Source organism: Undibacterium sp. TC9W (genome assembly GCF_049339865.1).
In the GTDB taxonomy this organism is placed as follows: Bacteria; Pseudomonadota; Gammaproteobacteria; order Burkholderiales; family Burkholderiaceae_D; genus Undibacterium.
The window spans coordinates 372,622-384,517 of sequence record NZ_JBMPPJ010000004.1 but is presented as its reverse complement, the minus strand read 5'-3'; the positions used below and the strand labels follow the sequence as shown (position 1 = coordinate 384,517).

The 11,896-nt window shown below is 48.3% G+C and carries 19 protein-coding genes and 1 tRNA gene; 13 read left to right on the top strand and 7 right to left on the bottom strand.

Features of this window, described 5'->3' with window-relative positions:
• Window positions 1-390 precede the first annotated feature (390 nt).
• The 3 genes from ACO0LN_RS07765 to ACO0LN_RS07755 all read right to left on the bottom strand — a co-directional run bounded on the left by ACO0LN_RS07765 (window position 391) and on the right by ACO0LN_RS07755 (window position 1,811).
• Window positions 391-840 (bottom strand): GNAT family N-acetyltransferase, encoded by a 450-nt coding sequence (locus ACO0LN_RS07765; protein ID WP_422972511.1) that lies wholly within the window; start codon window positions 838-840, stop codon window positions 391-393.
• 67 nt (window positions 841-907) lie between these two features.
• Entirely contained in the window at window positions 908-1,672 is a 765-nt protein-coding gene (locus ACO0LN_RS07760) for a DNA adenine methylase (protein ID WP_422972509.1), read from the bottom strand.
• On the bottom strand, window positions 1,599-1,811 hold the full coding sequence (locus ACO0LN_RS07755) for a Com family DNA-binding transcriptional regulator (RefSeq protein ID WP_422972526.1): 213 nt from the start codon (window positions 1,809-1,811) through the stop codon (window positions 1,599-1,601). The genes ACO0LN_RS07760 and ACO0LN_RS07755 overlap by 74 nt, the downstream gene beginning before the upstream one ends.
• Window positions 1,812-2,058: 247 nt before the next feature.
• Between ACO0LN_RS07755 and ACO0LN_RS07750 the strand changes: the two genes are divergently transcribed.
• From ACO0LN_RS07750 to ACO0LN_RS07720, 7 genes are all read left to right on the top strand, one after another.
• Window positions 2,059-2,529: a phage baseplate assembly protein V gene (locus ACO0LN_RS07750; RefSeq protein WP_422972507.1), complete on the top strand. Its 471-nt coding sequence runs from the start codon at window positions 2,059-2,061 to the stop codon at window positions 2,527-2,529.
• On the top strand, window positions 2,526-2,795 hold the full coding sequence (locus tag ACO0LN_RS07745; RefSeq protein ID WP_422972505.1) for a PAAR domain-containing protein: 270 nt from the start codon (window positions 2,526-2,528) through the stop codon (window positions 2,793-2,795). Before ACO0LN_RS07750 ends, ACO0LN_RS07745 begins: the two co-directional genes overlap by 4 nt.
• Window positions 2,796-2,813: 18 nt before the next feature.
• On the top strand, window positions 2,814-3,152 hold the full coding sequence (locus ACO0LN_RS07740; RefSeq protein ID WP_422972503.1) for a GPW/gp25 family protein: 339 nt from the start codon (window positions 2,814-2,816) through the stop codon (window positions 3,150-3,152).
• Window positions 3,149-3,994 carry a baseplate assembly protein gene (locus ACO0LN_RS07735; protein ID WP_422972501.1) on the top strand — a complete coding sequence of 282 codons (846 nt, stop codon included), beginning with the start codon at window positions 3,149-3,151 and terminating at the stop codon, window positions 3,992-3,994. The genes ACO0LN_RS07740 and ACO0LN_RS07735 overlap by 4 nt, the downstream gene beginning before the upstream one ends.
• Window positions 3,991-4,923 carry a phage tail protein gene (locus ACO0LN_RS07730; RefSeq protein WP_422972500.1) on the top strand — a complete coding sequence of 311 codons (933 nt, stop codon included), beginning with the start codon at window positions 3,991-3,993 and terminating at the stop codon, window positions 4,921-4,923. The genes ACO0LN_RS07735 and ACO0LN_RS07730 overlap by 4 nt, the downstream gene beginning before the upstream one ends.
• A gap of 11 nt (window positions 4,924-4,934) precedes the next feature.
• A complete protein-coding gene (locus ACO0LN_RS07725) occupies window positions 4,935-5,432 on the top strand; it encodes a hypothetical protein (RefSeq protein ID WP_422972498.1) in 498 nt (165 codons plus the stop codon).
• Between the two features lie 72 nt (window positions 5,433-5,504).
• A complete protein-coding gene (locus tag ACO0LN_RS07720; protein WP_422972496.1) occupies window positions 5,505-6,695 on the top strand; it encodes an ATP-dependent nuclease in 1,191 nt (396 codons plus the stop codon).
• A 91-nt stretch (window positions 6,696-6,786) separates the two neighbouring features.
• Here the strand turns inward: ACO0LN_RS07720 and ACO0LN_RS07715 are convergent, their stop codons facing one another.
• From ACO0LN_RS07715 to ACO0LN_RS07700, 4 genes are all read right to left on the bottom strand, one after another.
• Window positions 6,787-7,374, bottom strand: coding sequence for a hypothetical protein (locus ACO0LN_RS07715; protein WP_422972494.1), 588 nt, complete (start codon window positions 7,372-7,374; stop codon window positions 6,787-6,789).
• Window positions 7,349-8,071 (bottom strand): TIGR02391 family protein, encoded by a 723-nt coding sequence (locus ACO0LN_RS07710; protein ID WP_422972492.1) that lies wholly within the window; start codon window positions 8,069-8,071, stop codon window positions 7,349-7,351. The genes ACO0LN_RS07715 and ACO0LN_RS07710 overlap by 26 nt, the downstream gene beginning before the upstream one ends.
• 254 nt (window positions 8,072-8,325) lie before the next feature.
• Window positions 8,326-8,949, bottom strand: a complete 624-nt coding sequence (locus ACO0LN_RS07705) for a 7-cyano-7-deazaguanine synthase (RefSeq protein WP_422972490.1) — start codon at window positions 8,947-8,949, stop codon at window positions 8,326-8,328.
• Between the two features lie 198 nt (window positions 8,950-9,147).
• Window positions 9,148-9,573: a hypothetical protein gene (locus tag ACO0LN_RS07700; RefSeq protein ID WP_422972488.1), complete on the bottom strand. Its 426-nt coding sequence runs from the start codon at window positions 9,571-9,573 to the stop codon at window positions 9,148-9,150.
• 61 nt (window positions 9,574-9,634) lie between these two features.
• On the opposite strand from ACO0LN_RS07700, the gene ACO0LN_RS07695 reads away from it, so the two are divergent.
• The 6 genes from ACO0LN_RS07695 (at window position 9,635) to ACO0LN_RS07670 (ending at window position 11,776) form a co-directional block, all read left to right on the top strand.
• Window positions 9,635-9,886, top strand: a complete 252-nt coding sequence (locus ACO0LN_RS07695; RefSeq protein WP_422972486.1) for a hypothetical protein — start codon at window positions 9,635-9,637, stop codon at window positions 9,884-9,886.
• Window positions 9,887-9,904: 18 nt separating this feature from the next.
• On the top strand, window positions 9,905-10,051 hold the full coding sequence (locus tag ACO0LN_RS07690) for a hypothetical protein (RefSeq protein ID WP_422972484.1): 147 nt from the start codon (window positions 9,905-9,907) through the stop codon (window positions 10,049-10,051).
• Window positions 10,048-10,203 carry a hypothetical protein gene (locus tag ACO0LN_RS07685; RefSeq protein ID WP_422972482.1) on the top strand — a complete coding sequence of 52 codons (156 nt, stop codon included), beginning with the start codon at window positions 10,048-10,050 and terminating at the stop codon, window positions 10,201-10,203. Before ACO0LN_RS07690 ends, ACO0LN_RS07685 begins: the two co-directional genes overlap by 4 nt.
• A 202-nt stretch (window positions 10,204-10,405) precedes the next feature.
• Window positions 10,406-10,600 carry a DUF4224 domain-containing protein gene (locus ACO0LN_RS07680; RefSeq protein ID WP_422972480.1) on the top strand — a complete coding sequence of 65 codons (195 nt, stop codon included), beginning with the start codon at window positions 10,406-10,408 and terminating at the stop codon, window positions 10,598-10,600.
• 2 nt (window positions 10,601-10,602) lie between these two features.
• Window positions 10,603-11,628 (top strand): tyrosine-type recombinase/integrase, encoded by a 1,026-nt coding sequence (locus ACO0LN_RS07675; RefSeq protein WP_422972478.1) that lies wholly within the window; start codon window positions 10,603-10,605, stop codon window positions 11,626-11,628.
• Window positions 11,629-11,705: 77 nt separating this feature from the next.
• Window positions 11,706-11,776 (top strand) — tRNA-Gly (locus ACO0LN_RS07670).
• Window positions 11,777-11,896: the final 120 nt, after the last annotated feature.

Genomic DNA, 11,896 nt, shown 5'->3' with positions numbered 1-11,896 from the left:
CCTGTGCACAAGACCGCAGAGTAAGCTCAGCCTACTCCAAAGCGCCTTCATTCTCACCGGCTGGATTTGCATGACATGCGAACCGGGAAATGGTGTAGTGAAGTGTTGAAGGATCTCATTCGTGGTAGCTCCTGTTATGGACCGAACTAAAGCGGACCAGCAGGAACAGGCAAACACCCCCACATTGCACCGCGCAGATAGCACGGGTGATGTACCAAGCAGTGACACCACGCAGATAGCATGGGTTGTTGTCAGTTTGTCGGAATGAATGGAATGCCCACCACTGGTGGGCTTTTTGCGTTTACGATTAGCTAATCGCTGTTATTCAAAATTTCCTCAGCACCGTCACGTCCAATCAAAGGCTGCCGGCTAACTTGATATTTAGAAATTTTAATCTTTTGCTTTTCTCAACATTTCATTTTTATAGTTGTTAAAACCAAGTTGACGATACATATTCACGCCATCATCTGACGCGCCAAGACTAAATGTATGTATGCCGTTTTGCTCTCCCAATTTTATTAATCTCGAAACAAGGTCTCTTGCAATACCTAAACGCCGCCATTGCGGCGACGTATAGACATTTACAATTCGTCCTCGGAAGGGATTAGAATCCCCTCGTGTTGGTCCCCATTCAATAATTGTCATACCAGCACCTGCGACTATCAATCCCGCCTGTTCGGCAACGAAACCAAAGTATTTCCCGGCAATAATTGCTTGTTCAACCCATGCTTGGTAAGCCCGCATGTCACTCTGTTGCTCAGTCTCGTTGTAATAGCGGTGTGCTACAACCACTTTGCCATCACCAGAAGAAACAGCACGAATATTTAAATTGTCCAGCATATAGGCATAGTTAAAGACAAAGACCAGAATTATATAGCCTGATCTTTTAAGGGGCTTGTTGCTTAATTTACCAATTTCGAATAATCAATTCAGCAGTTTTATTCTTAGACCGCCCATTCCCCCCAATGGTATAAGTAATATCAACTGAACTCATGTTCAGCCCTGAGTAAATTTCTCGCATCTCCGGTAAATCATTAACGCTAATAAGCATCTTGCCCTTGATAGACTTTGCCAGCTCGGCCATTTCCACGAATTGATCTAAGCCGAATTTGACGCCGTAATCCGCCGTCTTATGGTACGGTGGATCACAATAAAACAGCGTATGCGGCTTGTCATAGCGCCTTACGCAATCTTGCCAGAGCAAGTTTTCAATCACAGTATCTATCAAGCGCGATTGTGCCGCCTCAAAGTCCTCCACAAATTGCCGCTTGTTCAGACGCGGGCCGCGATCAGTCATCGTCCCGAAATGCTGACCACTCACCTTGCCACCGAACGCGGTTTTTTGCAGATAGTAAAAACGGGCGGCGCGCTGTATGTCCGTCAATTGTTCAAGCGGCTGATTTTGGTATAACTGAAACTGTCGACGGCTAACAGGTATGAAGTTAATTTCTTCTGCCAGTGCATCACGATGGTATTTCACGACGCGGTACAGGTTCATTAATTCGCCGTTGATGTCGTTGATAATTTCAGACTTGGCGGGCTTCTTCATAAAGAATAATGCCGCCGCACCGCTAAAGGGTTCTACATAGCAGGTATGCTCAGGAAACAGGGGCAATATGTGTTTTGCCAGACGGCGCTTGCCGCCCATCCATGGTACTAGTGGTTTGCTCAATATTGGCTCCGGTGTTAGATGTGGAGCTCGTGGCCCTCAAGTGGTTCAAGGTTTTACAGCGTGGACATTTGATGGCGAGGGTGACAAATTCACCCTCGCCAAGTTTGCGGGAACAAGACCCACAGCGGATAGTCTGCATTTTAAAATCACTCAAAACATGATAGCCTTGGCGCGCCTGTGCACAGGTGACGCGGTCATCGGCCAATCTGGCAGCCCTATCTGCTGGTGCGGTGGCGTACTGAATGTTGACGCATTCGGTACGTCGCCGCGTCCTAATTGGAATATCTCATACCACGCGCACGCGAGGGCTAATTCATAGGTTGATAAGCCGCATAGCAACCCCGTGCCGCGTGACCATTTCAGGCTGACACGTCACCATAGTCAGCATGAAATTTAATCTCGCTGACCTCTCTCGCCGCTTAGAAAACTTAGTCCGCTTTGGCACCATTGCCGAAGTGAAGCACGGCCGCGTACCACAAGTACGCCTGCAAATTGGCGACATTAAAACCGGCTTCTTGCCCATGGCAACGGCACGCGCTGGCAAAACAAAGACATGGAACCCGCCTACGGTGGGCGAGCAATGCGTTCTACTTTCGCCCTCCGGTGAATTTGCTGGCGGCGTGGTCTTGCCAGGTATTGCCAGCAACCACAACCCAGCACCAGACACCAACCCAGACAACACCCGCACAGAATACCCAGACGGCGCGACGGCTGACTACAACCACGCAGAGCATCACTACATCATCACTTTGCCAACTGAGGGCAAGTTTAGTTTTGTCGTCGGCAATACCTCGCTGGAACTGCGTAACGATGGCGTGACCTTGCGTACGCCTAAATTTGAGGGCGTCAAATCATGAGCCACGGTATCGCTGTTAAAACTCTTGACCGTGCAGGCGGCCCGCATCGAGCTGGTGGGCAAGACTTCTTTGCTGTCGACGGCGCGCTGGTTGTGGTGCTGGGTGACAGCATTACCCCACATGGCCCCGTACCGCATGCCAGTCCAGTGATGGCGCAGGGTTCCTCCTGGATGACTTTAAATGGCATTCCTGCATGCCGTGCCGGACACCTGGCGTCATGCGGCCACGCAAGTACCGGCCGTAACTGGTTCGCTATTCCCGAATAAGGAACGCTTATGGCAGGCATGAATCTCTTAACTGGTGAACGTCTGGCAGGCCTGGCACATTTGCGCCAGAGCATTGCCGATATTTTAACCACCCCCATAGGCACTCGCGTGATGCGCCGCGACTATGGCAGCCGCTTGTTTGAACTGATAGACCAGCCTGACAACGGCACCACGCAAGTGCGCCTGTACGCTGCCACGGCTGAAGCCTTGTTGAAGTGGGAACCACGCATCAGGCTAACGCAAGTCAAGCTGTACCGCACAGACCAGCCCGGCAAGGTCATCATTGATTTAAAAGGCCAACTGGTGCGCGCCTCCAAGGCGTTTAGCCTGTCTTTACCCGTCACGGTGAAAGCATGAGCATGATTGATCTTAAATCCCTGCCACCGCCTGCAGTCGTCGAAGAGCTGGATTTTGAAGCCCTGGTCACCGCCCACAAGCAAGACTTGCTGCAACGCCAGCCAAGTGCCGCCAATGTGCTGGCCTTGCCCTCTGAGCCACTGATCAAGCAGATAGAAGCCTTTGCTTACCGTGAAATGCTCTTGCGCGGCCGTATCAACGACGCCGCCCGCGCCAACCTGTTGGCCTTTGCCACCGGCCCGGATCTGGACCATAAAGGCGCGTTCTACAACTTGGCCCGCTTGCCAGGTGAAGCAGACGACCGCTACCGCAACCGCATACAGTTGCGCATTGCCGCCCTGGCTGGCAATGGCACAGCAGAGCAATACCGCCTGCTCGCCATGTCAGCCAGCGCCAATGTACGTGATGCGAATGTCACCAGCTCAACGCCCGGCAGCATTGCCGTGGTGCTATGGCTGATCGATGCCAGCCAGGCAGCAGCCACCAGCGCCACCGTGCTGGCCGCCATGAACGCACCTAACGCCCGCCCGCTGGGTGTGACTATCGGCGTGGCCGTGGCGCGGCCTGCGGCCTTGAACGTAACAGCAACCCTATGGCGCGAAGCCAACGCCCCGGCTGATATCGTCACGCAAATTAAGGCGCGCTTTATCGCAGCCATCGCCAGCTATGCCAGCCTGGGCCGGTCTGTGCCGCTATCCTGGGTGACGGCACAACTGCAACAGCCAGGCATTGCCCGCGTTGAATTTCCCATTGCAGGCCAGCCCGCGAGCAATACCGCGCTTGCCGCAGATGAATACGCCATCGCTGGCGCCATCAATCTGACAGATGGCGGTGTAGCATGACTGACTTGGCTTTACTGCTGCCACCCAACGCCAGCGAGCTGGAGCGCAATCTGGTACGCATTGCCCCGCGTGCAGATCTGGACACGGCTGCAGACGCACCGGCCAATATTGCCAGCAGCTTACCCGCCGCATTCCAGCCCTGGCTTGCCGCTGAATGGAACCTGGCGCAATTCTCACTGCACTTCGCCAGCAATGCCGAGCTGATCGCCGCTGGCTTGCCCTGGCTGCTGGAACGCGGCAGCGCCGCCAGTGTCGTGCGTTCCTTGTCCTGGCTGGACTATGACCAGGTCACAATAGAAGAAGACGAATTCTTAATCCACATCGACCCAGGCACCACGGCTGCCGCGCTGGACTTGGCACGTATACGCCAAGTGGTGAATGCATCCTTGCCTGCACACAGCCGTTTTTATCGCCTCTACCATGGCCTTGATTTACGCGCTGGCCGCTTTGACGCTACCAGCTTTGATCAATGCTTGTTTGATGATGATTCTGGTATCTGGTCTGGTGACCCTGCAACTAATGGTGTCAAGCTGTCTTTCGGTGAAACGCACACCGGCATAGTCAATGCGCCGCCAGCACTGGCACCCATTGCAGCGCACCGCCCGCGCCAGTTAAACACCATCGTTGACGATGCCTTGATGCAGCTTGATAGCTGGGTACTCGATAGCGAAATCCGCTTAAACAGCGTGGTCAGCATCAGCGACCTTTCCAGCGGCGTAGTTAATCAGCCAGCTTTGCAGCCATTGAGAAACGCGCACCACGCAACCTATTGCGCCGTGCTGATGGCGCGCGCCATGCCTGCACCTATCACCGCCATTGCACCAGGTACCACCACCAGCGTCACCAGCCCGGCATTGCCTGTTTATGGCTGGGCTGACCAGTGGGCAAGTGGCTGGGCAGTTTCTTACCCGCTTATTTCAATTCCATAAAAGGATTACACATGGCAGTCCTGCAAGATCAAGGCCGCATCGAGCTGGCCGAACTGATTAAAAACCGCACCCTGCATCTGGCCTGGGGTCGTGGCCTGCCCGCATGGGATGCCGCGCCAACTGCTGAAACCATCACCGCCACCGCCCTGGTGGACGAGATAGGCCGCCGCGTGGCAAGCCAAAAGCAATTCGTGGTACCAGAGACAGACCCCAACGCGCCCAACACCATCAAAGTGCCAGGCGGTGACCTGTACCGCATCGTCAATACGCCATCACGCTGGGTATTAGTCGAGTTTGTCTTTGATTATGGCGACGGTGCTGGGCAAGACATACGCGAGTTGGGTTTGTTTGTCGGCACTGAAGTGGTGGCAGGCCTGCCAGCCGGGCAACGCTATTTCACACCGGCACAAATCACCGCACCGGGCCGCCTGTACATGCTGGACCACATCCCGCGCCTGATACGTTCCGGCGCGACTGAGCAAGTCTATCGCTACGTTTTGCCATTCTGAACAGGACACCCATGGAACAAAATATTAACTTACCCGGCTAACTTCCCTCAAAAAGCTTGGCACGTAAATAATATGCCACAAGTTGTCTTTGAGACTCCAATTCCTGTCGAAGCCATTCATGAATTGTATCCAGAAATTGTCACCACATCCATGGGGGAGGTGAGATACAGAGATGAGGGAATGAAGTTAGCTGGGAGATTGATTAAGTGGACTCTAAACACAAATAATAATACAACTAAGGTGCTTAGTTTAGATGACGCTGATATTGATTCACGTAGAGATGACGTGCCGAATAAAGAGCATGCAATACCTGAAAAAATACAAATGAAAATGGCGGGAAAACGCTTCAGAAGACTCTCTGCTGAGCGAGACATTGTTCCCGAGCCAGATTCAGCAGCGAGTATCCCGATAAGAACAAATGGGAGTGGATTAACGAATGCAATACAACGATTTTTAAATCGTTCGGAACTACCCAGAGAAATTGTTCAAAAAAATATACTCTATGGCCTTAACACAATTTTTTCTCATGACGCAACGTTTACTGAGATTGTTTGCAGATTAAACGATGGTAGTGTGTGGGAAATATTTCTATCTGAAAATGAAAAAAATCTTGTTCCGCTTTCACAGTCTGGGAGCGGAATAAAAACTGTCTTGTCTGTATTGGCCTGTTTATTTTTAGTTCCAGCGATGGAGGAAACTCCTTTAGGAAACTATGTATTTGCATTTGAAGAGCTTGAGAATAGCGTCCATCCTGCATTACTTAGACGGTTAGTGAACTATGTTTATGAGCTTTCCAAATCGGAAGATTTTATTTTTTTCTTGACGACTCATTCAAGTGTATTGATTGATCAGTTCAGTAAGCGAGCTGACGCCCAAATTGTTCACGTTACTCAAAAGCATGGCATTTCAAGCGCTGTAACCGTAAAAACGTATATACAAAATAATGGCATCCTCGACGATTTAGATGTTAGAGCAAGTGATTTATTACAGGCCAATGGAATTATTTGGGTTGAGGGGCCATCTGACAGGATTTACTTGAATCATTTGTCTGTAACTGCGTCGTCACCAGTTGACCAGTACAAGTCTTTCTTTGAACATCTAAATGTTTTGAAGCCAGGAGCAGGAGATAAATATATTCGTTTAAAACCACTTCTGGCAGAAAAGCTTGTTCCGCTAATGACAAAGAAAAATCTTGAATCCTGTTTGGGACTTGATGAACAAATGAAATTGGTATGTGAACGTATCAGGTCTTGGAACAATTGAGTGCCGGTAGTAACATTCATACGTTCCCTACTTAACGGGCGATTACGAGATTGCCAATCGCCCCTAAGCGCTATCTAACATTCAATTTATTTCAATTACATAGTATTGTCTTTGAATATGTAATATTTGCACTCTTATTAAATAAAAGTGCGCCTTTGCCATCTCGTACTTCAGGGGTCATTTCTAGAGTAATCTGATCTGAGCCAAAGTTCCAAGTGCTAGATAAAACTTTGGAATAGGTATTGGAAATACCAACGAAAGGGCGAGGAAATACAGTAACTGATGTGGGTGTACCGTGATCTCTGATTAATATCTCCATTTGCGTTACATAGTCACGTTCAAAGTCGAGGCTATGCTGATAAAGGGATAGTTTTCCTTTGCAAACGACAAAACTCGCAGCAATGTCCGTGACCTTTCCATTGTTATTTACAACCGCTGCAACTATTCCACTATTTTCTAAGGCAATGTATTTAAAACCGTTCCTGTTTATAGCATTCTCCAACTCAATATTCGTCATTCCAGCTCTGTAGCCATCGACATCAAAGGCTAGCGCCCCCGATGTCCAGGAAAAAAAAAGAAGTACGTGCAAAGAAGTGGATAAAACTTTACAAATTATTTTTGAAGTTTTCATATAAATATTCTGAAACGATTTATCAATTTCGCTTACTTCTACGATCATCGACGATCCTTAGTAAATGCGAGGCCAATACAACCATTTCTTGTGCTTCCGAGGCGTCTTTGATCGTCACTGTTCTGTGAGAGTGCGGGTTCTTATATGAACCCACTGCACCAGCAAAAAGAGAGGCTAGCGCCTCTCGCTCAGACTCAGGTTGAGTCATGTCCGTCAAGGGCCCATTTGTAGTTGCAAAGGCTTTACGCATCATAGGGACACCGATGTCCTTGTCAGTAAATGCTCCGGCTTCGCGCACACTAATTTCGACAGCTTTGAACGATGCGAAGACAGCCACTTCATAGTCTCCACGGGCAATGGATAGCCAAACTTTATCTGCAATAGATGGATGCAACAAGGTCTTCGGAAATGCACTTGCTCTTCTATATGACTCAAAATCGAGTGCCGTATTAATTCCCATTCCTCGCCTTGTTATAACATGCCAGCCGTTGGTGTCGCCAGGCGCTGGCATCACAAGTGAATTCAATAATAGCCACTGCAACGCTTCCGCAAGTGCATGCTGTATCTGAGAACGATCACTGTTAGGATAATCTTTGATATACAGGTCAACTTGAGTGTTGAGGATGTTAGACCAATGAAAACTCCCATTTTGTAACATCTTTTTTACGACAGGGAAAATAACTTGCGCGAGATCTTCTGGTGCTAATGCCAAAAGAAGGTCAACTTGTGGAAGAGTGGGGTTCATTTTTTTTCAACGATTACTTCAGACTGGCAACCTGCCAGCGTGGACTTCTTCAAATTGCAAGATAGCAAAAGCGGGGTCAGGTCTGACATTCATATATTTCCAACCCGGCGGGCGATTACGCGCTGCTAATCGCCCCTACGCGGGCTAATTTCCAGCCTGATGACGATATTAACTCTTATGCAGGCTGGCGATGCAAATTGGCATTTTGAATTCAATCTGGTTTGCCAGATTGCACTTGAAAAGTGCCAAGCTTTTTATTCTGCATATTGTGTCGGGTCATTAACGCCAGCAGTTGAGAATGCTATTTTCCTTTTTTTACATTCATCGCAACTACCACAATGATGCTCGTTACTTTCTGAACAGGATCGTGTGTAGCCAAGTGGGAAATTAATTTCTATCCCATATCGAATAACATCAGCTTTGGAAGTATTAAGAAATGGAAGACACATTTCAAATTCGATATTGTGCAATTTCGACGCGTCTTCTGCGACATTTTTCAGAAATTGCCCTGCATGTTGCGATACCGTGAGGTCGTCCTTATGTACTCCGGCGACTAGTGCATTTGCACGTCGAGATATCGCATATGTACTAGCCAACCCAAAAATTCCAAATGGACAATTAATTGTATTGCCAACACTCATGGATATTTGATTTTTATCAGCCAATCCCAAGAAATTGTTTTTTAACGAACTTAGATCGAATACTTCTAGATGTATGTCTTGCCACGTAGCAAGTCGCCTGGCTGAGGCGAGTTGGTAGTCCACACCCGGTTGTCCAACATTAAAAAACGCGCCAATTATTTGATAATCTGATTTCATTTTTTGAACAGCAAGAGCTGAATCCATGCCGCCAGAATACAACGCGATCGCTTTTTTCATAACTTCTCCTGTAGTGTCATAGTTCAAATATGTCATTGCAAAAAAATAACAATGAGCGATTGGAATATAGTTTAGGAAGGCGACAAATGATAGGTATATTTTGTTTTTTTGCAATGTGTAAATGTCTGAGTTATCCTGAGCCAATAAGCAATTTCATTAAATTCAATGAATATAATTTTTAATCTGAATAGCTTTTGATTATTTATCTGTTTCTTTTCTGTCGCTTGCCTCGCGTTCATATTTTACTTTTCGCGTCTCCATCTCCAATTGCGTAGTAAACCCCTGCGCCGTGACGCTATGCATGGTTTTGACGATGATCCAGTCCGTATCCCCGATAGGTGCTTTTAAGCTGGGGATGCGCACGCCCATCATGGGGGTAATGTCTGGCCTGCCCAGGGCCAGGGTAAATTGCAGAGTGGCCTTACCGCGCTTCACCCGGTTCATTTCTGCTTTTGCTGCTTGCTCTGCTGCCTCTTGATTGGGGTAGGTGTGCCGCAGGCGTTTTGGGTTGTCGTCTTCGCCTAACAGTTCGCTTTTTTCCTTTGCGTCGTTGGGGTCGTGCCATTGCGCACGTACGCCGCTGTAGGCGTCGCGGCTGGCGGAGGAACGCCAGCAGGTTATCAATAGTGACCATGTGCTGGTGCAGGAATTCTGGGAGGCGTTTGATTATCTGGATAACGGGGATATGTCGATCTTGAATCATTCCCGCGACCCCAACCTGATCGCAGTCAATCTTAACCACTTCCTGCAGGTGGCAACAGAAAAACGTCAGCAGGTGCCGCCATTGCGTGATCTTAAAAAGGTGCTGAAGACCAGTTCACGACGCAAGTTTATCGAAGCTAACAAGACGGTGAACAGTGTTGTACGCAGCACTCTATCACCGATCGCTACACCGTCAACATCAGTTAAATGCTGGATTTTCCAGCGCGAAAAATAACCATTGAAAGGGCTGAAAATGAGCTTTCGAGTCAAAGTAAAAACAGAGCTGGGCGAGTTTCAATACTTCGCTATCGCCCAGGAGGCCTGCGCGGTATTTGACGCTGCCTATGACTTTTTTGGTGCATGTGGCGTAACTGTGAACCCTGTTAGAGGTGACAAATGATCGTTGCTAAACATCGTATTTTGCAGACTTACGCCATCACATACGCACCAGGCAAGGCCAAAGCGACCCGCTACCAGGAAGTAGCAAAAACGCTGGGTATCGATGCTGAAACAGTTGCCGCAATTGTGGCTGAATCGATAGGGGCAATATGAGGATTATTAAGCTGATATCGTATATGAATGAGGCAGAGGCGCGGGCATTGGCTGTTTTTTTGCGCTCTGACTCTATGGCAAATTTTTGCTTGACGTTGTCAAGTGCCGCTGAAGCTGAACATGTCATGAATGCAAGCAATCAGCTTGCCCGCGCATTGGCTGACAACGGCTTTTTACCCAAATGAAGAATGTAGGTTAGTACATGAGCACATTTCTACCTTCTAACGAACTCGCAGAGTTGACCGGAAAAAAATGGAAGTCGCAACAGATTCTGGCTCTGCAAAAAATGGGTATTCGATTTTTCATCAATGCGTGTGGCCGGCCAGTAGTTCCCATGTCTGCAATTGACGGAAAAAAAGAAGAGATTAAAAAACCAACATGGCAACCACCTGACTAATTATGGCTAGAATTCGTACAAAAAATTTTGATCTTCCAATTGGTATGTTGCGGCGTGTAAAAGGGCAGCATATCTATTACACGCTTGATATGGGCGGAAAGCCTCGGAAGGAAATTCCACTCGGCAAGGACTACTTCCTTGCCTTAAAAAAATATAGCGAACTTCGTATTCAAGCAAACATTGAGCGGCCGACCATGCAAGCGGCCATTGATCGCTACAGGAATGAGGAACTGCCAAAACAGGCAGACAACACACAGAAAATTTTCAAGTACGATATAAAGCATGTCGAGAGCTATTTTGGTACAGCGCCACTTGATGAAATTAGGCCGGTGCATATCCGTAAGTTTCTGGATAAACATAGATCCACGCCAACGACTGCGAACAGGTGTAAGCGGCTTTTTTCCACCATCTTTAATAATGCACGTGGCTGGGGCTATACAGACGCTCAAAACCCCTGTGAGGGCATCCGAGGGCACAAATTAGACAAGCGGACGGTGTATATTTCTGACGACCTGTTTAACCTGGTCTATAAGCATGCCAGCGAGCCATTAAAGGACGCAATGGAGCTCGCCTATCTGACTGGACAGCGTCCAGCAGATGCCTTGTCTATGTCGGAGGACGATATTGTCTCTGGGCATCTGATCATTAAACAAGCGAAGACCAAACAGCCCTTGCGAGTTGTTATTCAGGGGCAACTAAAGGAGGTGATTAACAGGATACATCGCCGTAAAGATGAATACACTATCGCCAGTGGCGCTTTGCTCATTAATACCCAAGGCAAACGGCTGACACAAGCGGTACTAAGAAATCATTTCCATGAAGCAAGGGACCGGGCCGTCGCCGAAAACCCAGAACTTGAAAGCTCTATCATCAATTTTTGGTTTTATGATCTGCGCGCAAAGGCCGCAGATGATACGTCCGATATGTTGGGCGAACAGAAGGCCGCAGATTTGTTAGGGCATGATGACGTAAAAACCACTCGCAGACACTATTTGCGCAGAGGTAAAATAGTAGTGCCAACCCGATAATTGCGGGAAAGTTGTAATAATTGCGGGAAAAACGGGGGTTGCCTATTCTGCTAGAACCCCCGTAGAATAAGGCTCTCGCGGGTGTAGTTTAATGGTAGAACGGCAGCTTCCCAAGCTTCATACGAGGGTTCGATTCCCTTCACCCGCTCAAATCTAATCACTTGTCCAACTGTGTTTCCTTACTTGACTCTAAACCTCGTTTAGAGGCATTCAGTTTTTCCCTCATGGAATATCCTAAACTTTTGATTAGAACTCATTTCATAAATAG